Consider the following 22,577-nt stretch of genomic DNA (forward strand, 5'->3'; position numbering starts at 1 on the left):
GCGATCAGGTCCGGATCAACCGGGCTTTACCAGTTGCGCTGCGCGCGCAGCAGCAACATGTAGGTGTCCTGGTTGCTGAGCGAGTAGACGGCGGCCGGCTTGCCGATCGCAGCGCTACCCGGGTAGGTGATCGTGCCCGCGTAGTTCTGATCCAGATGGGTGTAGGTGAAGTCAGCCGAGAAGGTCAGGTTCTTCACCGGGGTCCACTGGGTCTGCGTGCCGATCTGAGCAATGCTGTAGTCGGGGTTGCACGAGGTCAGATTCGACGTTGCGCCGATCAGGACGCCGAACGATCCGCCCACGCCAGTCCCGCCCGGGCCGCAGATGTAGCCTTTGGCGGTGCTGTTGTAGTTAACCTGGGCCCACGCGCCGTAGACACTGGTGTTCCAATAGGGATTCCAGTTGTGGACGTATGCACCGCGCACACCGTACGTCGTGATCAGCTGCTGCGAGCCGCCGCTGACGAACACGCTGTCCGGCGCGATGCCAAAGCCGATGCTCTGGTAGGCACCGGGAACGCTGGTGTTGCCGAAGTAGGTGAACGCACCGGCACCCGAGAGATCCTGGATGTTGTAGCGCGTTGCGCCGTTGGTGTAGACGCCCTGGACGTTGATGGTGTCGCCAGGTCCGGTCGGGATGTTCTTGATCGACAGGGCCAGCTGACCGGCCCAGCCCCACTTGTCGTCCGGATGACCGGTCAACTCGGTGGCGCCGTAGTAGGCCGCATGATTGTCATGCGCCGCGAACGACGCCTGGAACAGACCCCAGGCCTGGTCGACGCGGAGTGACGCGACCAGATCCGGAGCAATCGTGCCGGCATAGTCGCTCGCGCCGTAGGGACCGAGAGCGCCGGTACCGACCACACCGAGATTCTGCACGCCGGCCTGATAGTAGGCCGACTGATCCTGGGCCGACAGGGCCAGCGACACGCCATTGCCGAACTGCGCGGTGTAGGTGAACTGGTTCACACCGGTGATCGTGCCGCCACCGCCGACGAGACCGTCGAAGTTGTTGCCCGGATAGTTGGCCCACGGCGCCGAGAACTGCGACACCGCCTTACCCATGGTGAAGCCGGCGAACTGGACGAAGGCGTAGTAGACGCCGACCGTGCCGGCGGCGACACCGCCTGCACTGGCGTTGTTCGGGGCGGCAGACGTTCCGATCGGCGAGTAGACCGTCGAGCCTGCTGCGGCGCCCGCACCATAGCTGTCCGAGGTCCAGCTGAAGGTCGCATCGAAGAAGGTACGAACCACGCCGTATTCGGTCGCGGTGCGGGTGTCGACGTTGAGGTCTTCACGCGAGCGCCAGGTGTAACCGTTGGTGAAGCGGTTCTGTGCGCCGCCCGCGCCGGCGTAGTTGCCGGTGTGGTCCGAGTTGGTGTTCGCCAGAACGTCCATGCGCAGGTAACCGCCCAGCTTGATGCAGGTGTCGGTGCCCGGAATAAAGTAGAAGCCCGGACCATAGAGCGAGCAGACCTTCACGTACTCGACTGCCTTGGCCTTGACCGGAAGGTCGGCCGCCATGGCTCCGCTGCTCGCGGCGAGAGTTGCCACCGAGCCCAACAAAAGGCCCTTTACGATTTTCATGCTATCCTCCAAGTGATGCCTTGCACTGCTGGCAAAGCGACAAACGTTCCCCTCCCGAAAACCGCTGCGGCGCAGCCATTTTCAAGATGCTCGTGGTCAACTCGGCCACTGCAGGCGTGAGATGGTGGATGCCCCCCATCTACGATGCGGAACAATGCAATCGGGTAGTCACATATTCAACTTATATTAGTTAGTCATTCGATGTTTGCGCAGCCATGTGTCATTCAGGCAACGCATCGACGAACATTTTCGTCACGGCGCCCGCTTCAAAAATTGCTCGATATCTGTGAAGATGAATTTTTGTTAAGGTGCGTCATGACCGAGCGCAAATCGACCGACAAACTCCAGGACGCGGCTGAGCGATTGGCTTGGGAGATCGTGTCGACCAGCGTTCGCCTGGACGAGTTGCGCAGCATCTGGGCCAAGATGATCGGAATCACCGGCCCGCAATGGATGATCATGACGGTCCTGGCGAATGCCGAGGACCGCAGCGTCGGCTTGCCCGTCGGGGCGGTGTCGAGGGCACTGCGCGTCGACCAGTCGTTTGTGGTGACGCAGTCGAAGCTGCTCGAAAAGAAGAACCTGCTGCGCCGCAAGAGTTCGACCGAAGATGCCCGGGTCGTGAACCTGTCGCTGACCGAGCACGCCAAGAAGCAGATGGCGAACCTGTCCGCGCAGCGCAAAGAGCTCAACGAGTTCGTCTATGCCGACCTCGATCTGCGGGAGCTGCTGCAACTGACCGGCAAGATGGATTCCATCAAGAACCGCCTGGAAAAGGCGATCGCCAGAATCTCGGTCGATCTTTAGGAGGTTACCGAACCCGCAATCCGGGATCAGGCCATGGCGAGCCGCTGCCGCGACCGCATCATGAGCAGCAGGATGATGCTGACATTGAGCAGGTTCCACGCCAGGCCATTGGCGAAGGCTGCGGCATAGGAGCCGGTGGCGTCGAAGATCACGCCCGAGATCCAGCCGCCGAACGACATGCCGAACACCGAGGCGAAGATCACGATGCCGATCCGGGTCGCGGCCTCGGCGGCCGGCATCGCCTCGCGCACGATGATGGCGTAGCTCGGCACGATGCCGCCCTGGAACAGGCCGAACATCGCCGAGATGACGTAGAGCGAGGTCAGGCTGTCGAAGAACAGGTAGAACAAGAGCGCCGCGCCCTGCGCGATCGAGCCGATCAGCAGCGTGCGGATGCCGCCGATCCGATCGGCGAGGAAGCCGGAGCCGATCCGGCTGATGATGCCGAAGCCCAGCATCAGCGACAGCATCTCGGCGCCGCGCGCCACGCCGTAGCCGAGATCGCCGCAATAGGCGACGATGTGAACCTGCGGCATCGACATCGCCACGCAGCAGGAGATCGACGCCAGCGACAGGATCGCGGTCAGCGCATTGGTGGAGAGCCGCATGTCGACCCGCGGCGGCGCCGCGTTGACGTGGCTGCGCCGGGTCGCCACCCCCATCAGCAGACGCAGCACCACGAGCGCAAGCGCCATTGCGATCGCAGTGAAGATGCCGATCGCGATATGGGTGGTGCGCCAGCCGACGCTCTGCATCCCGAAATTGACCAGCGGCGGCCACACCGTGCCGCCGACATAATTGCCGCTGGCGGCGATCGCGACCGCCAGGCCGCGGTAGCGCTCGAACCAGTGCGAGGCCTCCGCCATCAGGGGGCCGAAGGTCGCAGCCGACGACAGGCCGATCGCGAAATGCACCAGGATGAAGGCCCAGATCGACGTCGCGTAGCCGGCGCAGATATAGCCGAGGCCGAGAATGCCGATCCCGGCGCCGATCGCCGTGACGATGCCGTAGCGATCGCTGATCTTGCCGGTCACGACCTGGCCGAGGCCGAAGCCGAGCATCACCATCGTGAAGGCGAGCGAGGCCGTTCCACGAGTCGCGCCGAAATCGGTCTGCACCGCCGGCAACGCCACCACGACCGACCACATGCCGACGCTGCCGAGCGAACCGATGACCACGGCTATGGCAAGGCGCAGCCATGCCCGGCGCGAGTCGGGAATGAACACTGCGGCTTCAGGGGAAAATTCAGAAGAAATTACCACGGCACGCGGAACTTCGTCGGCATTTGCCTTCGGGTCAAGCCACATTGCCGAGAGATTAGGCATGCGCCAGCAAGGGGGCGCACCACTCCGCGTGAGGCGGCTCAATTGCCGTAGTTCGGATCCTGCGCCTGGAACGGACCGCACTTCGCACCGATGCCGAAGCGCTGATCGAAATCCACGGTACCGCCGCCGACCGGTATGCGGGTCGGCGGCAAGCCGCGTGTGTACTGGTCGACGGTGACGGACTTCTTGTCCGCACTCATTGTCACATGCACCGGCTCGAGGTCCTTGCCCTTGTTGAGCTCGGTCAGATCGAGCGTGTAGTAGCCGTCCGCCGTCTTGCCCGCGGCCATGCCGCCATGCGGCGCGAAGACGACGGATTGCGGCAGGTAGACCTCCATCAGGACACTGTTACCCTTGCAGGCGATCATGCGGATCATCCAGGCCCGGTCGTCCGGCAACGTCACGGCGGACGCCGGCACCGACAGCAGCGCGATCGCGGCAGCAAACCCTGCTGTCATGGTTCGACCTGCCCGGTTCGACATCGATGCCTCGAATGGCTGACTGGCGTTGCTGCCGTTTGGTCGAAGGCCGGGCCGCGAAAGTTCAATCAGCATCGTGCACCGCAGCGATCGCAGCGGACCGATCGAGCGGGAATATCGTCCGTCGAGCCGTGATCCATGCTGATGAGAAAAACTGCTACAATGCGAGCCGGTTCACATTGGCGGCTCGCCGTCCGGACCTATCATCCCGCCCGGATGGCGCGCAGCTCGCAAGGTTAAAGGATCGAAGCGCACATCGTCGGAGGATCGTCATGCATTCGTCGTCAGCAGAGTGGTTGCCCGTTGCGTCAGCGCCGTCGGACCGGGAGCTCGAGGTCTGTGTCCTCGACTATGACGGCATGGTGCACGCGCTGATGTTCCCGTGCCACCGGGACGGTGCCGAATGGATCGACCATGCCGGCAGCAGGCATCTCGACATCCAGCCGACGCATTGGCGCAAATGGATGCTCTCAACCAATTGACGCCGCCATGATCGGTCTCGGGCAGCCGACACCGATCTCGCGCCGGTCGGAATATTGAGCTAGACTTGCCACGTGAGGTTCAAGGGTGGGCCAGGAGGCTCGTCATGGAATCACACGTGATCCCCTTCGAAAATCGCTGGACCAACGGCCGGCATGCCTGGGAGTGGCATTGCGAGCTCGAGCGGCTGGGCGTGCCTGCGGTCCGGACGATGTACTGCGAGCATGAGACGCACTATCGCGACGAGCCTGCCGTGGTGTTCGACATCCCCACGGGCTTTGTCCACGACTGGCTGGCCTTCCACGACCGGCGCGCTGCCCGGCAGCAATTGCTGTGGCGCGCCAGCGTCATCACGCTCGGCCTCATCGCCGCATCGGGCGCCGTGCTCGGCGCGCTGAGATAGAGGCCGCGAACCCGCCCCGAAGCACAGCCGGGCGCTCCGACCCGCCCACCCCGGCCGGGAATCTCCATGCCCGACCGCCTGCGACGACCCGCGCACCCCGCAAAACGCACCTGTTAACCCTTTGCTAACCATACACCCGGCAAGAATTGCCGAGTGAAGTCGAGTGTCGTCGAACGCGTATAGCGGGTGGAGATCCCCGTGGACGCCAGCGCGGTGCCTCACTTTCGGAACGGCGGCCCTGCGGCCGTCGCGCAGACGCTTGGCGGCCGTAGCCGCCAGTCGCGGGGGGGAGCGGCTACCATGGTCGACGTCACGGCGGGTCAGGGCACGGCAGGCAAAGGCGGATTGCCTGGTCTCGGCGAGATCGGCGACATCCTCAAGCGCGGCGATCTCGCGCTGGCGCTCGGCGTCCTCACCATCCTGGTGGTGCTGATCCTGCCGCTGCCCTCGATCGTGCTCGACCTCTTTCTGGCGGTCTCGATCACGATCTCGATCCTGATCCTGATGACCTCGCTGTTCATCCAGGCGCCGCTGGAATTCTCGTCGTTTCCGACCATCCTGCTGATCTCAACCATGATGCGGCTGTCGCTGAACATGGCCTCGACCCGGCTGATCCTGAGCCACGGCCACGAGGGCACGGCTGCTGCCGGCCATGTCATCGAGGCGTTCGGCAACTTCGTGATGGGCGGCAACTTCGTGATCGGCATCATCGTGTTCGCGATCCTGGTGATCGTGAACTTCGTGGTCATCACCAAGGGTTCGGGCCGTATCGCCGAAGTCGCGGCGCGCTTCCAACTGGACTCGATGCCCGGCAAGCAGATGGCGATCGACGCCGACCTGTCCGCCGGCCTGATCGACGAGAAGGCCGCCAAGGAGCGCCGCAAGGCGCTGGAAGACGAAAGCGGCTTCTTCGGCGCGATGGACGGCGCCTCGAAGTTCGTCCGCGGCGACGCCATCGCCGGCCTCCTGATCGTCGGCATCAACATCGTCGGCGGCATCATCATCGGCGTCGCCCAGCAGGGCCTCTCCTTCGGCGAAGCCGCCCGCACCTACACCGTGCTGACGGTCGGCGACGGCCTCGTCACCCAGGTGCCCGCGCTGATCGTCTCGACCGCCGCCGGTCTGCTCGTCTCCAAGGCCGGCATCACCGGCGCAGCCGACAAGGCGCTGATGCGCCAGCTCTCCGGCTATCCACAGGCGCTCGGCATGTCGGCCGGCGTCATGCTGGTGCTGGCGCTGCTGCCGGGCATTCCGACGCTGCCGTTCATGGCGCTGGGCTCCGGCGCCGCGGCGCTGGCCTGGAACGCGCGCAAGAAGAAGCGGGTCGCCAACGCCGCCGAGGCCGCCGCCGCTGCAGCCCCCGCTGCAGCCGCTGCCGCTGCCGCCGCTGAGGAGCCGATCGCCGCCGCGCTGAAGATCGACGACCTCAAGATCGAGCTCGGCTACGCGCTGCTGCCGCTGGTCAACGGGCCCGACGGCACCGACCGCCTCACCGAGCAGATCAAGGCGCTGCGCCGCTCGCTTGCGATCGAGATGGGCTTCGTGATGCCGGCGGTGCGTATCCTCGACAATGTCCAGCTCGAAGCCAACAGCTACGCCATCAAGATCAAGGAAGTCGACGCCGGCACCGGCAAGATCTGGCCGAGCCAGTTCATGGTCATGGACCCCGCCGGCAACCAGGTGCAGCTGCCCGGCATCCACACCATCGAACCGACCTTCGGCCTGCCCGCGACCTGGGTCGATGCCGGCCTGAAGGAAGAGGCCGCGCTGAAGGGCTACACCGTGGTCGATGCCGCGACCGTGCTGTCGACGCACCTGACCGAGCTGCTCAAGACCAACATGTCGGACTTGCTGTCCTACGGCGAGGTGCAGAAGCTCTTGAAGGACCTGCCGAAGGAGCAGGGCGAGCTGATCAAGGACATCGTGCCGAGCCAGGTCACGGTGTCGGGTATCCAGCGCGTGCTGCAATTGCTGCTCGCCGAGCGCATCTCGATCCGCGATCTCTCCACCATTCTCGAGGGCATCGCCGACGCGCTGGCGTTCTCGCGCAATCCAGCCACCATGGTCGAGCATGTCCGCGCCCGGCTGGCGCGGCAGATCTGCGCCCAGAACACCTCGCCGAACGGCTATCTGCCGCTGATCGCGCTGTCGGCGCGCTGGGAGCAGGCGTTTGCCGAATCGATCGTCGGTCAGGGCGACGATCGCAGCCTGGCGATGCAGCCCTCCAAGCTGTCGGAATTCATGACCGCCGTGCGCAACGCCTTCGAGCAGGCGGCGCGTGAAGGCGAGGCGCCGGTGCTGGTGACCTCGGCCGCGATCCGGCCGTTCGTTCGCTCGCTGGTGGAACGGTTCCGCTCGCAGACCACCGTCTTGTCGCAGGCCGAGATCCATCCGCGGGCCCGGCTGAAGACCGTCGGCAGCGTGTAGAGCTTCTCGTTTGGGCGCGTTTTCTTCACGCGAACCGGCGTCCATCCCGCATCGGGTGCGGGACAGGCTTCGCTCGAAAACGCTCTAGCCGTCGCAAATCATTTGCGTTTTCGCCTGTGCTTTCTCGCAACAGGCAACTGATTTGTGTGGAACAGTCCGGAACGGCCCTATCTCGGGTAACATGATCCGGATTTCAAGCAAGTGGCTGATATTACGTCCAGTTAATGTAGATTTCAGGAGCCGGAGGCGGTTTTTGATCGCGCCCGATCACGTCTCATCACGCCCTTGTGATGACCTCTAGGGAACGGAATCGGCAAATCCTACGTTGGTGGGGCACGAGACGTTGAACCGGGCAAGAGACCAAACCGACAGATTACTGAGAGCAGGAAGGCGGCAGGAGACTTCCATGAACCACTCGATCTACAGCGCCGATCGTATGACGCACCTGAAGATTGTGGTTGTGGCGTTGTTCGCCGGTATCCTGGTCGCGGGCTTCGGCATCGCGGCACACAATTCGTCGGACGAGGGTTACACCCAGACGGCACGTGTCATGAAGGCCGGCAAGCCGGTCGCGATCACGAGCACGAGCAACTCGCTGGTCCGCTAACAGGAGAGTTTCACGAATTCACGTAGTGTTCTTTACAGCCCCCCAAAGTCGCTGCGTGGATATTTAAGACCCCCAACTACCCCCAAGTTGACTATCGAAAACGCCCGCTCCCCACGGGCGTTTTCTTTTTGTGCGGGTGGTGCGGCTTAGCTGCGCAGGTGACAGGCCCGCGCGCATTCCGGCGTCATTGCGAGCGAAGCGAAGCAATCCATGTCACCGAGCATGCGGAATGATGGATTGCTTCGCTTCGCTCGCAATGACGGTGAATGCCGGCCATTCACGGCCCCTAACGACGGGGCGCAAACGCCTATCGTGGCGTCGAACCCGACGCGGGCGGCACGGTCTCGATCAGCTTGCCGGTGAAGATCGGCGCCGAGGTCGGCTGGCCGTTCGGCGAACCGCCGGCCTGCTCGACCGTCACCGCGTAGGTGGCGCCGTTGATCACGTCGGGATCGTAGCCCGATAGCACCGGACGCGCGGTGAAATCATCGGCGCCGATCACGCCGAGCGAACGCGGCTGCGGCAGCCTGTCGGAGATCAGCCAGAGCTCAAAGCTCTTGCCGGGCTCGGACGGAGCGCCGACCTTGCGCACGGTGAAATTCTTGGTCGCGCCGTCGATGGTCATGATGAAGGCCGGCCCGCCATTCTGTCCCTGCAGCAGCGCGACATATTGCGCCGACGGCGCGAGCGCCGGCGCCGGTGTCTTGACTTCCACGGTCTGGATGCGCGGCTTCGGACGGATTGCATTCGGCAAGGCGTCGGGCCGGTAGATCTGCAGGCCGAGCGTGACCAGCAGCGCGGCTGCGATCGCGGTCGCGGCCGACGCAATGCCGCGCCAGCGCTTCACGCGGCCCGCAAGCGCGATCATGTTGGTGCTGTCGTTGACGCCAAAACGTGGCTGGATTGGTGGCCGCCGAATCTCGGCCGGCTGTGGGATTTCTGATGGCTGCGACGGCTCCGGATCGAAGGCCGAGCCGAATTGCGGATCGTCGGTTATCGGCGGTGCCACAGTCGCTTCCGGCGTCTCGGGCAGCACCAGCGGCGCCTGCGGCGCGCCGGCATGGCCGATCGCCGCCTTGATGTTTTCCCAGACCACCGGGCGCGGCTCGACCAGGCCGACCATCTGGTTCAGCGGCCCGAGCCTGAACTCCCAGGCTTGCACGAGCGCGGCGAACTCGGTGTCCACGGCCATCATGGTCTCGACCTGCGTGCGCTCGTCGGCATCGAGCGTACCGAGCGCATATTCCGCGGCGAGCGCGATATGGTCTTCGCTATAGGCCATCAATCAGAGTCCAAGACACTCCCGGATATCCATCAGGCTGCGGCGCAGCCAGGTCTTCACCGTGTTCACCGGCGTCTCGAACTTTGCGGCGAGCTGCTCGCGGCTCCAGCCGTTGTAATAGGCGAGCAGCACGAGCTTCTGACGATCGGGCTCCAGACGACCGACGCACTCCAGCAACCGATTCAACTCTTCCGTCATTTCCCGCCGCGCCAGCGGATCGGGCGAGTCGGCGGCGACTTCCATCGCCGCAGGCTCATCTTCCAGCGAGGTTTCGCCTCGCTTGCGCACAACATCGATGGCGCGGTTGCGCGCGATCGACGCCATCCACGTGATCGGGGACGACAGGGCCGGGTTGAACTGCCCCGCGCTGTTCCAGATCTTGACGTAAGCCTCCTGAATGACCTCCTCGGCGAGGTCCTGACGCCGCAAGATACGGAGCACGACGCCAAAGAGTTTCGAGCGGGTCGCGGCGTACAGCCGCTCAAAGGCGGCCTGATCGCCCTTCGCGACGGCGGCGATCAGCCAGACGAGCTCAGCCGGCGTCAGCATTCAGCGCCCTCCAAGCCTGCATCCCCCAATCGCCCCATTGCCACCGCGCCGCCGATCATCATCTGGTCCGCACCGGTGGTAGCATATTTTGGGACAGCACGATCCGCCAAGTGGCCGACGAGAGGCCGGCTTGTGGACAGCGCCCAACAAAAAGCCCGGGCGATCGGCCCGGGCTCTCAAGACGGTCAGCGAAGGGAGCGAGAGTTCAGGCGATGACGCCGAGGCGGGCCCGCATCAGGCCGATCGAATCCATGTCGGCTTGCTCGCGGGCGCTCTCCTCCGCGCGTTCGCGCGCCTGGTCGCGCTCGTCGAGCAGCTCGACCTTCTTCAGTTCCTCGAAGGCTTCCGACAGCAGCGCCTTGGCGTCGTCGAGCTGGGCGCGCAGTTCGTCGGCCGAACGGGTCAGGTTCTCGCGGCGCTGGATCGCGGCCTTGGCGTAGGTCGGATAGGCGAAGTGCGAGGGATCATTGATCCCGGCGCGCTCCTGCTCGGTCTGGATCTCGCGCTCGAGCTCGACGGACATGCGCTGGAAGTCCGCGATCATGCCCTCGATCTGGGTAACCCGACGGCGCTTTTCATCGACCTGAAACTTCTTCAGGCGGATCAGCGTTTCACGTGACTTCATCGACTCATACTCCCCAGAAGTCCCAATTCTGAACGCGGGACAGAACCGGCTCCCCCCTGGGCCCCGCCGGCATAGCTATGGTGTGCCGGGGATGATGGCCTGACAAAGTTAGCGTTCCGTTTCCAAACCCGACAGGATTTGAGCGAGTTGCCGGTAGCCGTCGCCCAGGCTCGTGGCCTCGTCCTTGGCCTGGCGCAGGAAGCTTTCCAAGGGCTCGTGCAGCCGGATCGCCTCGTCGACCTCCGGGCTGGAACCCGGCCGGTAGGCGCCGAGCCGGATCAGTTCCTCCATGTCGGCATAGGTCGCCATCACCTGCCGCGCCTTGTTGATGAAGGGCAGGAAGTCGGGGTCGGCGGACCGCGGCATGGTGCGCGAGACCGACTTGAGGATGTTGACCGCCGGATAGCGGCCGCGCTCGGCGATCGCCCGCTGCATCACGATATGGCCGTCGAGGATGCCGCGCACCGCGTCCGCGATCGGCTCATTGTGATCGTCGCCATCGACCAGCACGGTGAAGATCGCGGTGATGGTGCCGACGCTGGTGCCCGGCCCTGCCCGTTCCAACAGCTTCGGCAATTCGGTGAACACGGTCGGCGTGTAGCCCTTGGCGGTCGGCGGCTCGCCGGCCGAGAGGCCGATCTCGCGCTGCGCCATCGCAAAGCGCGTCACCGAGTCCATCAGGCACAGCACGTCCTGGTCCTCGTCGCGGAAATACTCGGCGATGGCGAGCGTCAGATACGCCGCCTGGCGCCGCATCAGCGCCGGCTCGTCCGATGTGGCGACCACCACGACCGAGCGCGCCAGCCCCTCCTCGCCGAGATCCTCCTGGAGGAATTCCTGCACCTCGCGGCCGCGTTCGCCGATCAGCCCGATCACCGAGATCGCGGCATCGACATTGCGCGCCAGCATCGACAGCAGCACCGACTTGCCGACGCCGGAACCCGCGAAGATGCCGAGCCGCTGGCCGCGGCAGCAGGTCAGGAAAGTATTAAGTCCGCGCACACCGAGATCGAGCGGCGCACCGACCCGCTTGCGCGAATGCGCCGGCGGCGGCGAGTTGCGGTAGGACATCGGCGAGGCGCCCTGTTGCAGCGGCCCCTTGCCGTCGATCGGTTCGCCCATCGCATTGACGACGCGGCCGAGCCAGGCCGGCGACGGCCGCACCTGGCTCGCCGCATTGGCGATCACCGCGCGGCAACCGCGCCTGACGCCCTCGAGCCCGCCGAACGGCATCACCACCGCGTTCTCGCCGGAGAAGCCGATCACTTCGGCCGGGATGAAGCGGCCGGCGCCGACATCGATCACGATGCGGGCGCCGACCGACATCGCGTGAATGGGGCCGGCGATCTCGACCATGAGCCCGCGGACGCCGACCACACGGCCATAAATATTGACGCCGTCGATGTCCCCGATCTGCTCCGCGAGCGCCTTCATTGCGAAAACCTTAAGTTTCGGCAATTTTGCGCCGGCCGCTTAACTTCGTGTTTACCCGCATCATTAATCATTGCGTCACTGTCTTTGGTGACTGAGGTCGCTCGCCCATCAGAAGAAGGGCGAGTCGCGAGAGTCGGTTAGGCCCGGCTCTTAATGTGGAGACTGAACGAGCGCGGTTAGGAAAAGCTTCTTCTACGCAATATCTTAGGGCGATTCGACAAAAATTGCACGGTTAGAGCTTGCGTCGATGAATCAGTTTTTGTTAACCATATCTCGTCAGGATCCGAATCAGTTGTTCAAAGGCGTTTTGAGTGCCGCAAGTGCGGCCGACCTGACGCCCGGAGCGGCGACTATAGGGGACTGGCATGCGCGTTTTGCTGATTGAAGATGATAGCGCCGTCGCGCAGTCGATCGAATTGATGCTTAAATCCGAGAGTTTCAACGTCTACACGACGGATCTCGGTGAAGAAGGCGTCGATCTCGGCAAGCTTTACGACTACGACATCATCCTGCTCGACCTCAACCTGCCCGACATGTCCGGCTACGACGTGCTCAAGCAGCTCCGGGTTTCGAAGATCAAGACTCCCATTCTGATCCTCTCCGGCCTCGCCGGCATCGAGGACAAGGTCAAGGGTCTCGGCGTCGGCGCCGACGACTACATGACCAAACCCTTCCACAAGGACGAGCTGGTCGCCCGCATCCACGCGATCGTGCGCCGTTCCAAGGGTCACGCCCAGTCGGTCATCCAGACCGGCGATCTCGTGGTCAATCTGGACACCAAGACGGTCGAGGTCGGCGGTCAGCGCGTGCACCTCACCGGCAAGGAATACCAGATGCTGGAGCTGCTCTCGCTCCGCAAGGGCACCACGCTCACCAAGGAAATGTTCCTCAACCATCTCTACGGCGGCATGGATGAGCCGGAGCTGAAGATCATCGACGTCTTCATCTGCAAGCTCCGCAAGAAGCTCGCCAACGCCTCCGAGGGCCGCAATTTCATCGAGACCGTGTGGGGCCGTGGCTACGTGCTGCGCGAGCCGCACGAGGCCGACGAACGCATTCCCGCCTGACACTTCGCTTTCTGCAGCTAACCTCCTGGACCCCGCCGCAAATGGCGGGGTTTTTGTTTTTGGGAGGTTACGCTACCGGGATCGCAGTCAAAGCGGCGAGGAGATCCGCGCCCTTCGGGACGCCGAGCCCGGTGCAGGCGCTCCAGCCGGGACCGGCATCGTAGCCTTTGCCGCCGACGCGGTTGTTGCCCTGCACGACCGCACGGAATGCGCCGGGGTTGGAATAAAGCGCGGCGTTGAGCAAGCCGATCTGCTCGCCGCGCGCGGCGATCGCAATCGCGACCAGAGCGGCCCATAGCGGCGTCGCGGCGCTGGTCCCGCTCATCGCCATCGCCTCTCCGTTGACGATGATGCGGTAGCCCGGGCTCGCCGCGGCCGCGCAGGCGACATCAGGGACGCCGCGCCTGATCGCGCCGTCGTTCTGCGACTTCGGCAGCGTCAAATGCGACTGATAATCGGGGACCGGAAACGCGTCGCTGATGCCGCCGCCGGTGCCGATCGCGCCGGCGTTCCAGACCGCCTCCGCTGCAGCCGACCCGTTACCCGCGGCAGGCACCGGCTGGGTGCCGCCGCAGCTCGTCGCATAGGGGCTCGAGGCGGGAAACCAGACATGGAGCTTGCCGTCGGTCAGGCCGCTCGTCGCGAGCTGATCACCTGAGGCGAACAGCACGCTGACACGCAGCCGCGCGGCATCGGCCAGCACCGCCTGCATCGCGTCACGGCCCGGCTCGGTCCAGTATTTCTCGGCACTGCCCCAGCTGACGGAGACCACCTGCGGCGCATGCTCTTCATCGAACACCGCCTGATGGATCGCGTCGGTGAGACCCGCGGCGGAGTTCTCGGCAAAGTAGACCACGATCTTGGCCTTCGGCAGCAGGCCGGCGAGCACCTGGAGATCGAGCGCGATCTCCTGATCGGCGACATCGTTGCTGCCGAAGCTGCCGTCATTGCCGGTCGGCGGCACGTTGACGACAACCGGCGGCGGACGGTTCATGCCGGCGACCGCCATGGCGAGATCGCTGGCGAGATAGCCGCCGCCGAGCGCGATGATGCCGACGCAGATGGACGACACGTCGCGATCCAGCGGAATGCCATAGAGCGCCGCGATGTCGGTCGGCCACAGCCCATTGCCATCGCCCGGCTCAGCCTGGGCCTGCACCAGCGGCGTCCTGGGCCGCAGCGGCCGCTGATCGAAGCCGAGAATTGCGCGGGTCCATGGCGCGATCTCGGCCGGCACCGTCAGGCCGCCGACGCGGGCGCGAAACGCGCGCTCGCCGTCGCGGTAGGTGCGCAGCGTCGCGCCGAAGATCTCGGCCATCTGCCGCGCGGTGCCTTCCAGCTCGACCGTGCGTGCGACCGGATCGCTGCGGCCGACGGTCAAGCCCCGCTCCGCCGCCAGCCGCACCACGCGGGCGATGGCGCGGGCATGGCTGCGATGGCGCTGGGTCGCGAGCTGGTGCCGCGTGATCGGCGCGGCGAGCCGAGCCAAATCACCGGCGCTGCCCGGCACAAACTTGTCGGGGGTGCGCCGCTTCACATAGACCACGATGGGGATCCGCTCGTCGGGATCGACATCGCCGACCAGCGTCGCGCCAACAGGCGCGGCACGGTTGCTGCCAGCAAGCGGAACCCTGCGCTCGGAGGTGCCCGCCATCAGTGCGGTCTCACTTTCCGGCGCACGGGCTCGGCTGCGCCGGATTCTGTGTATCGTCGTAGGCGCAGAACGGGATCGACCACACGAAGTCGGCCGCGGTCGCGATGCGCGTGAGACCCGGCTTGCCTTCGAAGATCGGCGGCTGGCCCGCGAACTTCCAGTACCATTCGGGCAGCAGCGGCCCGAGCGGAGCAACCGGGCCATTCGGACCGAACGACAGGAATCCCGCCTGCGACGCCGGCGTGCCGTCCGCCTTGAAGGCCGCCCGGCCGTGGCAGGTAATGCAGGACGATGTCGCGACGAAGCCGTCCTCGGTGACGGAATTGCCGACCCTGATGTCGAGCCCGACATTGTCGACGAAATCCACCTGCGACCCTTTCAGGCAGTAATTGTTGTAGACCGGATCGATGTCCGCGCTCGACAGCATCGTCGTCAGCGCGGCCGTCTTCACGCAATCCGGATAGCCCTGGCCGGCGGTCCGGTTCGACGGCACGAACGCGGTCTGCGCGCCGAAATTGTCGCGGCAGCCGATGATGTCGCAGCGGCCTGGATTGAACCGGTGCTCGAATGTCGCCCAGGTCCAGTTCGGCACCTGCTTGCTGATCACATGCATCGAGACCAGGGCGTACTGCACACCGGCCGCGCTGTTGACGTGATAGAGTTGCGGCACCTGCGCCAGCGTCACCTTGTTGTTGGTGAATTGCGGAATGTCGCTGACCGGCAGCCAATTGCCCTTCACCTCGATGGAATCGACCGGGAACGACAGCGCCTTGCCGAAGGCGGCCTTCACGCCCGACAGCTTGTAGAGGTTGTTCTGGACGATGAAATCGAACGTCGGCTTGTTGTGACGCGTCTCCTCCATCTGCCCCTGCGCGGCGCCCGGCGGCAGCGCCGGCAGCAATCCGCCGCTCTGCTGCACGCCTTCCCGTGCCACCTGCGGCAGGATCGGCGGGCGCAGCGACGGCGGCGTCGGAGCCGCCGGGAACTGCGGATTGGGCTGGAACAGATCGGTATCGCTCGCCCAGGTCTCGAACGTCGAATTGCTGCCGCCGGCGCGGGTGTTGGCCTGAATGAAGAGCTGCCAGGCGACCTGATCGGGCGCGGTCATCGCCGGATTCGGCGGCGATTGCGCCGCGGCCGGAAGCGCGGGAAGCACAAGCAGACCACAGACGAGCAGCGTGTCGATCGACCTTCTCATCTTGCTCTCCACATCGGGTTCATGGTTGGAATCCGTCCCCCATCCAGCTCGCATAGACATCGAGCGAGTCCTGCGACCACCGGTGACCGGGCGGCATGAAGCCCGACGACAGCGCAGCGAAGACGCGGCGTGCATTGGCGTGATCGGCAAAGTCGTCATTGCCCGCCGGGTCGCAGATCCAGTCGGCGTCGCCGAGCCGAACGCCCTTTGGGTCATGCAGGCGACGTCGCCCGGTCGAAACATCGGCAGGATGTCGTTGCCAAAACTGGTCGTCATCGGGATCACCGAACCCATTCGCGACATGCACTTCTGGTTGCATACCGTATAGACGGCTATCGCGAAGGCCGCTGTGAAGCGGCTCACACCGCCGCGCAGCAATTTTCCGCCGGCCGTCCGCGGCCACCGGAGCCCACAGCTCAGATCGAACCGAAGCTTCGCGAACCGCGACCAATCAGCTATAGGATGACGATCTAGGGCTGTTCGGGCGCATCACATGATCCTGCAATCCCTCGCCGGCCTGCCGGCGTTCCTGGTCTATTTCTGCACGGCGCTGATCGCCGTGGTCGCCTACCTCTTCGTCTACACCCGCGTCACCCCGCACGACGAATTCCAGCTGATCCGCGACAACGATCCGGCGGCGGCAATCGCGCTCGGCTTGAGCCTGCTCGGCTTCGTGCTGCCGGTGGTCAGCGCCATCGCCCATTCCGCCAATGTGGTGGACTGCCTGATCTGGAGCATCATCGCGCTGATCGTGCAGATCATCGTCTATTACATCGTGAAGATCCCGGTGCCGAACCTGTCGGCGCGGATCGCCTCCGGCGAGATGGCGGCGGCGATCTGGCTCGGGCTGTCCTCGCTGGCCGCAGGCGCGCTGAACGCCGCCTGCATGATCTACTGAGCCATTGAGCCGAACCATGGCGCGCAAACCAAACCCGGAATTCGGCAAGCGGCGACCAAGCGTGCCAGCGGTGGCGACGCGGCCGGAGCCGCCTTCCAAGCGCTCCAATCATGTCGCGCTGCTGATGATGGGCACGCTCGCGGTCGGCGGCGGCGCCTACGCGGTGATGCCGCGGCAGAATTGCCAGCCCGTCCCGCCACCGCCTCCGGGCGTGACCGCGCCGGCCCCCCTGCAACCCGGCGCCGATTGCGCGCCGCGCAGTTCGTCGTCGGGGTCGGGCAGCGGCGGTGGTGGCGGCGGCTCGTCGCGCAGCAGCTTCTACAGCAGCAGCTCCTCGTCCGGCGGCTCTTCATCCTCGTCGAGTTCATCGTCAAGCTCGTCGGTCAGCCGCGGCGGCTTCGGCTCGTTCGCGCATGCGTTCGGCTTCGGCGGTGGCTGACACGCACTTTGCCGTGTCGTCATGCGCTTTCGCTTGCCCGGCGATCGGCGCTGATGGACACTCGGCGCGGCTCCGCAGAAGGCAAGGATCGCGTCCATGAAACGCTCGCGACGGGTCTGGCTGAAAATGATGGGAAGCGTCGCGATCGGCGCAGCCTCGATGGGCCTGTCGCCAAGCCAGGCCCGCAGTCATCACCATGCCGGGCACAAAGCCAAGCGGAAGCCCGAGCAGTTATCACCCTCCGGTGGCTTCGGCGGCACGCCACGCACCATTGCCCGCTACGACAACGCACATAGCGGCGGCTGACACCGAGCTGACACGCATCGTCTGAAGATCACGGACCCCTTCATGCAACGCATCGCATGTTCCGAGCGCGACGATTGGCAGGCAACCGCCGAAAGCGCCGGCTTCACCTTCCACACCATCGACGGCGAACGCTACTGGGACGAGCGCGCCTATTACGCCTTCACGCTCGACGAGATCGAACGCGATATCGAGGCGCCGAGCGGCGAGATCGACGCGATGTGCCTCGAGCTCGCCGGACGCGCGCTCAAGGACGAACAATATCTGCGCCGGCTGAAGATACCGGAAGCGTTCTGGGACCTGATCGCAGCAAGCTGGCGCCGCAACGAGCCGAGCCTCTACGGCCGGCTCGACCTCAAATTCAGCGGCAGCGGCCCGGCCAAGCTGCTCGAATACAATGCCGACACGCCGACCTCGATCTTCGAGGCGGCGGTGTTTCAATGGACCTGGCTCGAACAGGCGATCGAACGCAACATCATCCCGAAACGCGCCGACCAGTTCAACTCGATCCATGAGGCGCTGATCGAGGCCTGGAAGACGATCGGCGCGACCCAGCCGCTGCATCTCACCGGACTGACCGGCAATGCCGAGGATGCCGGCACGCTCGCCTATCTCGAGGACACCGCGGCGCAGGCCGGGCTGAAGACCACGCTGCTCGACATCGAACAGATCGGACTGCGCAATGACGGCCAGTTCGTCGACCTCGACGAAAGCCCGATCGCGCTCGCGTTCAAGCTCTATCCATGGGAGTGGATGTTCCACGACGCGTTCGGCAAGAACCTCGCGACGGCGCCGACGCAATGGATCGAGCCGCCGTGGAAGGCGATCCTGTCCAACAAGGGCATCCTGCCGCTGTTGTGGGAGCTGTTCCCGAACCACCCCAATTTGCTGCCGGCCTATTTCGAGGACGACCCGCAGGCCGCGCAGCTCGGCACCTCGTTCGTGCGCAAGCCGATCTATTCGCGCGAGGGCGCCAATGTCGAACTGGTCAGCGCCGGCATCACGCTGGTCGCGGAAGAAGGCCCCTACGGAGCCGAGGGCTTCATCCGGCAGGCCCTCGCACCGCTGCCGAATTTCTCCGGCCAGTACCCCGTGCTCGGCAGCTGGCTGGTCGACGGCACGCCCTGTGGGCTCTCGATCCGCGAGGACGAGAACCCGATCACCGGCAACACATCGCGCTTCCTGCCGCACGCGATTTTGTAGCGCGTCGACGCGGTTGCGGTTTCATCCGTCATCCTGAGGAGCGCGTAGCGCGTCTCGAAGGATGAACGGCCCGGCTGGTGGCCGTCGATCCTTCGAGACGGCCGCGTTGCAGCCTCCTCAGCGACTGTGTTCTTCGTCAAGCGGGTTGCCATGGTTTTTGGTCCCTGAGCATGGCGTTGAGGGTGGTGAGAACTTTGCGCGCGACGGCGATGAGGGCGACCATCTTGGGCTTTCCAGCGGTCACCAGGCGCCGATAGAAGACCTTGAGCTGCGGATGGTATCGGCTGGCCGACAGAGCGGCCATGTAGAGCCCGGCGCGCAGCTTGGCTCTTCCGCCGCCGATCATGCTCTTGCCCTTCCAGCGGCCCGACTGGCGGGTGAACGGGGCAAGACCGGCGAGGCTCGCGATCTGGCGCCGATTGAGTGCGCCGAGCTCCGGCACCTCGGCAAGGAAGGTCCGCGCGAGGGTGTTGCTCACGCCAGGAAAGCTGACCAGCAGTTCCTCCTTAGCGCGCCAGACTGGCGAGCCGCGCACCAGCGTGTCGATGTCGTTGTCGATCTCCGGCAGCTCCTTCTCGAGGACCTTGATATGGCGGGCAAGGCTCTTGCGGACGCGGACATTCTCGGCCCGCTTCTCGCGCTGACGCTCGGCAACGATCATCTCGATGATCTGCCGTCGGCGACTGACCAGTTCAGCCAGCAGCCGGGCTTCCTGATCCGGCATGGCACGTGGCTCCGGCTTTACGGCCTCGACAAACCGCGCGATGACTGCCGCATCGATCGGGTCCGTCTTGGCACGCTGACCAACCGCCTGCGCGAAGTGCCGGATCTGGGCCGGATTGACCACCACCAGCGGCAGCTGAGCGCCCGCCAGCGCAGCAGCGACGATGGTCTCGAAGCCGCCGGTTGCCTCCACCGCAATCAGCGCTGGCGAGATCACCTGCAAGCGCGCAACGAGCTCTTCCAAGCCTTTGCCGTCACGCGCCACGGCAAAGGCTTCCCCGCTCGGACGCACATGCACGTCCAGCCGGTCCTTCGACACATCAATGCCAACGTAGATCGCGTCCATCTGCACCCCTCCTTGCGCAACCGGGCTCGCCAGGCGGCCCTCGCGACTGTTCGGGTTCAATGGAACAACGGACGGGGCGCCGCGCTGAGGATCGGGCTTCAAAGCCCTGGGATGAAGCGGTCTCCCGTCCGCTACCGCACCGGACACTCTATCCGATCCGGCGATTCGAGACTTACAAGGATGACGGACCAAGCAGTATCGCGCTGCTAATCGGAGAACTTCAGCTAGCGCGCAGCGGACGCGACCGCCTTCAGCACATGCGCGGCGCCGGCGCGCGCGACTGGTGCGGTGCTGGGCTGATAGAGCCCGCGGCGGTCGGGATAGGGCCTGAACAGATTGGTGATGCCGACCACGGATTCCGCCGCACCAAGCGCCAGCACGCCGTCGGGCTCGAGCATCCGGGAGATCTTGCCGAAGATGCCTGCCTTGGTCTGCTGATCGAAATAGATCAGCACGTTGCGGCAGAAGATCACGTCGAAGGTGCCGAGATGCGAAATGTCCTGCAGCAGATTGAGCTGGCGGTGCTGCACCATGCCGCGGATATCGGCGTTGAGCTGCCAGAGCTCGCTCTTCTGCACAAAGTGCTTGACCAGCAGCTGGATCGGCAGGCCGCGCTGCACCTCGAACTGGCTGAACAGACCGGCCTTGGACTTTTCCAGCACCGCCTGCGACAGGTCGGTGGCGATGATCTCGATGCGCCAGCCGGTGAACAGCGCGGTCATTTCCTTCAGCAGCATCGCGATCGAATAGGGCTCCTGCCCGGTCGACGAGGCCGCGCACCAGACGCGCAAGCTGCGGCGCGCGGCGCGCGCCTGCGCCAGCGCCGGCAGCACCGCTTCCTTCAGATGATCGAACGGGATCTTGTCGCGAAAGAAGAAAGTCTCGTTGGTGGTCATCGCCTCGACCACCTCCGACGTCAGCATCTCGGCGCCGCCCTTCATCTTCTGGACGAGCTCGGGAATGCCGGCGAGGTTCGACCGGCGCGCCAAGGGCAGCAGGCGGCTCTCGACCAGATATTGCTTGTCGGCCGACAGATCGAGGCCGGAACGTTCCTTCAGCAGCTTACGCAGATACTCGTAGTCCAGCGGCGTCACGAACGGTCTCCCGCAAACACGCGAACAAGCTTCGATGCGATCTGGTTGAGCGGCAATACGGCGGCGCAGATGCCGGCATTGACGGCCGCACCGGGCATGCCCCACACCACGCTGCTCGCTTCGTCCTGGGCGATCACGCTGCCGCCGGCGGCGACGATGTCCTTGCCGCCGCGCATGCCGTCGGAGCCCATGCCGGTCAGGATCACCGACATGATGCTGCCCTGCCAGACGTCGATCGCGGAGGTGAACATCGGATCCACCGCAGGCTTGCAGAAATTGACCGGCGGCCCGTCGTCGAGCGCGATCGTGGCATCGATGCCGTGGCGGGCGATCCGCATATGGCGTCCGCCCGGCGCCAGATAGATCTGACCCGGCCTGATGCTCTCGCCGTCGATCCCCTCATGCGCCGGCCGCTTGCTGGTGCGCGCCAGATGCTCGGCGAGAATGGTGGTGAAGGTCGGCGGCATGTGCTGGGCGATCAGCACCGGGACGCGGTCGATCACCGGGCCGATCTCTGCGACCAGCGACATCAGCGCCTGCGGGCCGCCGGTGGAGGAGCCGATCAGCAGCACCTTCGGCTGGAGCAGGCCGAACGAACGGCGCGTGATCTGAGCGGGCGCCGCGGGCGCTGCGACGGGGGCCAGCCCCGTGCGCGGCTTGTCGTGCCCGGGCGCGAGCGGCGGGCTCGCCGTCGTATGCACCGGGCTGCGCCGCGCCTTGGCGCCGAGATGACGGATCTTCTGGATCAGGTCGTGGCGGAAGGTTTCCGCGGCGGTCGCCTCGCGCGTGCTCTCCGGCTTCGGAATGTAGTCGGACGCGCCAAGCGACAACGCCTTCAGGCTGATCTCCGCATTGCGGCGGGTCAACGTCGAGGCCATGATGATGACGAGGTCGCGTTTCTTCGCCAAGAGCTGCGGCAGCGCCGAGATGCCGTCGAGGTCGGGCATCTCGATATCGAGCACCGCGACGTCGGGGTTGAAGCGCTCGAGCTGGTTGACGGCGTCGAGGCCGGTGCGCAGCGAGGCCACAACCTCCATGTCGGGCTCGGCGCCGATCCAGCGCGAGATCATCCCTCGGATGACCACGGAATCGTCGACGACCATCACCCGCACCTTGTCGGAACGGGTCGATGTCGGGACCGCAGCACTTGTCAACGCAACACTCATGACTTCACCAGCAACGCAACACGACGCACAACAACAACCGTTGAGCCGAAGGCTTCTGCCGCCGGATCGAAGGTAGACCTTAAATGAGCCCGACTTCCTGGAACTTCGCGGTGACGATGTCCCGGTCGAACGGCTTCATGATGTATTCGTTGGCACCGGCATGCAGCGCGCGTGCGATATGCGCGACGTCATTCTCGGTGGTGCAGAACACGACCTTGGGCTGATCGCCGCCGGGCATGCGGCGGAGATTGCCGAGGAACTCGTAGCCGTCCATGACAGGCATGTTCCAGTCGAGCAGCACGGCCTCGGGCATCGCGCGCTTGCAGGCCTCGAGCGCCTTGGCGCCGTCCTCGGCCTCGACGATCTGGAAATCGAGCCCTTCCAGGATACGGCGGGCGACTTTGCGAATGACGCTTGAGTCATCGACAACAAGACACGTTCTCATTTGCGACCTCTACTTCCTCATCCCCGGTGGGATGTTT

24 protein-coding genes are annotated in these 22,577 nt (G+C 64.9%); 11 read left to right on the top strand and 13 right to left on the bottom strand.

Features of this window, described 5'->3' with window-relative positions; all coding sequences use genetic code 11:
- Positions 1-26: 26 nt before the first annotated feature.
- Entirely contained in the window at positions 27-1,586 is a 1,560-nt protein-coding gene (locus ACVIGA_RS11865) for a porin (RefSeq protein ID WP_456666527.1), read from the bottom strand.
- Positions 1,587-1,901: 315 nt separating this feature from the next.
- On the opposite strand from ACVIGA_RS11865, the gene ACVIGA_RS11870 reads away from it, so the two are divergent.
- Entirely contained in the window at positions 1,902-2,393 is a 492-nt protein-coding gene (locus tag ACVIGA_RS11870) for a MarR family winged helix-turn-helix transcriptional regulator (RefSeq protein ID WP_456666528.1), read from the top strand.
- A 26-nt stretch (positions 2,394-2,419) separates the two neighbouring features.
- Here the strand turns inward: ACVIGA_RS11870 and ACVIGA_RS11875 are convergent, their stop codons facing one another.
- On the bottom strand, positions 2,420-3,619 hold the full coding sequence (locus ACVIGA_RS11875) for an MFS transporter (protein ID WP_456666529.1): 1,200 nt from the start codon (positions 3,617-3,619) through the stop codon (positions 2,420-2,422).
- Between the two features lie 137 nt (positions 3,620-3,756).
- Positions 3,757-4,176, bottom strand: a complete 420-nt coding sequence (locus ACVIGA_RS11880) for a hypothetical protein (RefSeq protein ID WP_456666530.1) — start codon at positions 4,174-4,176, stop codon at positions 3,757-3,759.
- Positions 4,177-4,469: 293 nt separating this feature from the next.
- Between ACVIGA_RS11880 and ACVIGA_RS11885 the strand changes: the two genes are divergently transcribed.
- The 4 genes from ACVIGA_RS11885 to ACVIGA_RS11900 all read left to right on the top strand — a co-directional run bounded on the left by ACVIGA_RS11885 (position 4,470) and on the right by ACVIGA_RS11900 (position 8,114).
- Positions 4,470-4,679 carry a hypothetical protein gene (locus ACVIGA_RS11885; protein ID WP_223976716.1) on the top strand — a complete coding sequence of 70 codons (210 nt, stop codon included), beginning with the start codon at positions 4,470-4,472 and terminating at the stop codon, positions 4,677-4,679.
- A gap of 104 nt (positions 4,680-4,783) precedes the next feature.
- Positions 4,784-5,080: a hypothetical protein gene (locus ACVIGA_RS11890; protein ID WP_223976714.1), complete on the top strand. Its 297-nt coding sequence runs from the start codon at positions 4,784-4,786 to the stop codon at positions 5,078-5,080.
- A 300-nt stretch (positions 5,081-5,380) separates the two neighbouring features.
- The gene (gene flhA / locus ACVIGA_RS11895) at positions 5,381-7,507 is read left to right on the top strand and encodes a flagellar biosynthesis protein FlhA (RefSeq protein WP_456666531.1); all 2,127 of its coding nucleotides are present in this window, start codon (positions 5,381-5,383) and stop codon (positions 7,505-7,507) included.
- 406 nt (positions 7,508-7,913) lie between these two features.
- Positions 7,914-8,114, top strand: coding sequence for a hypothetical protein (locus tag ACVIGA_RS11900; RefSeq protein WP_092090232.1), 201 nt, complete (start codon positions 7,914-7,916; stop codon positions 8,112-8,114).
- A 307-nt stretch (positions 8,115-8,421) separates the two neighbouring features.
- Here the strand turns inward: ACVIGA_RS11900 and ACVIGA_RS11905 are convergent, their stop codons facing one another.
- From ACVIGA_RS11905 to fliI, 4 genes are all read right to left on the bottom strand, one after another.
- Positions 8,422-9,396, bottom strand: a complete 975-nt coding sequence (locus ACVIGA_RS11905; RefSeq protein ID WP_456666532.1) for an anti-sigma factor — start codon at positions 9,394-9,396, stop codon at positions 8,422-8,424.
- Between the two features lie 3 nt (positions 9,397-9,399).
- The gene (locus tag ACVIGA_RS11910; protein ID WP_456666533.1) at positions 9,400-9,945 is read right to left on the bottom strand and encodes a sigma-70 family RNA polymerase sigma factor; all 546 of its coding nucleotides are present in this window, start codon (positions 9,943-9,945) and stop codon (positions 9,400-9,402) included.
- Positions 9,946-10,150: 205 nt separating this feature from the next.
- On the bottom strand, positions 10,151-10,570 hold the full coding sequence (fliJ, locus tag ACVIGA_RS11915; protein WP_021081901.1) for a flagellar export protein FliJ: 420 nt from the start codon (positions 10,568-10,570) through the stop codon (positions 10,151-10,153).
- A gap of 108 nt (positions 10,571-10,678) precedes the next feature.
- The gene (gene fliI, locus ACVIGA_RS11920; RefSeq protein ID WP_223976707.1) at positions 10,679-12,004 is read right to left on the bottom strand and encodes a flagellar protein export ATPase FliI; all 1,326 of its coding nucleotides are present in this window, start codon (positions 12,002-12,004) and stop codon (positions 10,679-10,681) included.
- A 365-nt stretch (positions 12,005-12,369) separates the two neighbouring features.
- On the opposite strand from fliI, the gene ctrA reads away from it, so the two are divergent.
- Positions 12,370-13,071, top strand: a complete 702-nt coding sequence (gene ctrA, locus ACVIGA_RS11925; RefSeq protein WP_016848562.1) for a response regulator transcription factor CtrA — start codon at positions 12,370-12,372, stop codon at positions 13,069-13,071.
- 67 nt (positions 13,072-13,138) lie between these two features.
- On the opposite strand, the gene ACVIGA_RS11930 is transcribed toward ctrA, so the two are convergent.
- Both ACVIGA_RS11930 and ACVIGA_RS11935 read right to left on the bottom strand, forming a co-directional pair.
- Positions 13,139-14,725 carry a S53 family peptidase gene (locus ACVIGA_RS11930; protein WP_456666534.1) on the bottom strand — a complete coding sequence of 529 codons (1,587 nt, stop codon included), beginning with the start codon at positions 14,723-14,725 and terminating at the stop codon, positions 13,139-13,141.
- Positions 14,726-14,735: 10 nt separating this feature from the next.
- Entirely contained in the window at positions 14,736-15,923 is a 1,188-nt protein-coding gene (locus tag ACVIGA_RS11935; protein ID WP_456666535.1) for a hypothetical protein, read from the bottom strand.
- Here ACVIGA_RS11935 and ACVIGA_RS11940 point away from each other — a divergent pair.
- The 5 genes from ACVIGA_RS11940 (at position 15,904) to ACVIGA_RS11960 (ending at position 18,766) form a co-directional block, all read left to right on the top strand.
- A complete protein-coding gene (locus ACVIGA_RS11940; RefSeq protein WP_456666536.1) occupies positions 15,904-16,251 on the top strand; it encodes a hypothetical protein in 348 nt (115 codons plus the stop codon). The two genes, ACVIGA_RS11935 and ACVIGA_RS11940, sit on opposite strands and share 20 nt — an antisense overlap.
- Before the next feature lie 165 nt (positions 16,252-16,416).
- A complete protein-coding gene (locus ACVIGA_RS11945; RefSeq protein WP_024583958.1) occupies positions 16,417-16,821 on the top strand; it encodes a DUF350 domain-containing protein in 405 nt (134 codons plus the stop codon).
- A gap of 16 nt (positions 16,822-16,837) precedes the next feature.
- Positions 16,838-17,260 carry a hypothetical protein gene (locus ACVIGA_RS11950; RefSeq protein ID WP_456666537.1) on the top strand — a complete coding sequence of 141 codons (423 nt, stop codon included), beginning with the start codon at positions 16,838-16,840 and terminating at the stop codon, positions 17,258-17,260.
- A gap of 96 nt (positions 17,261-17,356) precedes the next feature.
- Positions 17,357-17,566, top strand: coding sequence for a hypothetical protein (locus ACVIGA_RS11955; RefSeq protein ID WP_223976697.1), 210 nt, complete (start codon positions 17,357-17,359; stop codon positions 17,564-17,566).
- A 42-nt stretch (positions 17,567-17,608) separates the two neighbouring features.
- The gene (locus tag ACVIGA_RS11960; protein WP_456666538.1) at positions 17,609-18,766 is read left to right on the top strand and encodes a glutathionylspermidine synthase family protein; all 1,158 of its coding nucleotides are present in this window, start codon (positions 17,609-17,611) and stop codon (positions 18,764-18,766) included.
- A gap of 136 nt (positions 18,767-18,902) precedes the next feature.
- Here ACVIGA_RS11960 and ACVIGA_RS11965 read toward each other — a convergent pair whose 3' ends face one another.
- The 4 genes from ACVIGA_RS11965 to ACVIGA_RS11980 all read right to left on the bottom strand — a co-directional run bounded on the left by ACVIGA_RS11965 (position 18,903) and on the right by ACVIGA_RS11980 (position 22,540).
- Positions 18,903-19,835 (bottom strand): IS110 family RNA-guided transposase, encoded by a 933-nt coding sequence (locus ACVIGA_RS11965; RefSeq protein WP_375777642.1) that lies wholly within the window; start codon positions 19,833-19,835, stop codon positions 18,903-18,905.
- A 224-nt stretch (positions 19,836-20,059) separates the two neighbouring features.
- The gene (locus tag ACVIGA_RS11970) at positions 20,060-20,929 is read right to left on the bottom strand and encodes a CheR family methyltransferase (RefSeq protein WP_456666539.1); all 870 of its coding nucleotides are present in this window, start codon (positions 20,927-20,929) and stop codon (positions 20,060-20,062) included.
- Positions 20,926-22,095, bottom strand: coding sequence for a protein-glutamate methylesterase/protein-glutamine glutaminase (locus ACVIGA_RS11975; RefSeq protein WP_456666540.1), 1,170 nt, complete (start codon positions 22,093-22,095; stop codon positions 20,926-20,928). The genes ACVIGA_RS11970 and ACVIGA_RS11975 overlap by 4 nt, the downstream gene beginning before the upstream one ends.
- Positions 22,096-22,174: 79 nt before the next feature.
- Positions 22,175-22,540 carry a response regulator gene (locus ACVIGA_RS11980; RefSeq protein WP_018273268.1) on the bottom strand — a complete coding sequence of 122 codons (366 nt, stop codon included), beginning with the start codon at positions 22,538-22,540 and terminating at the stop codon, positions 22,175-22,177.
- Positions 22,541-22,577 lie beyond the last annotated feature (37 nt).

Source organism: Bradyrhizobium sp. USDA 3240 (genome assembly GCF_054063295.1).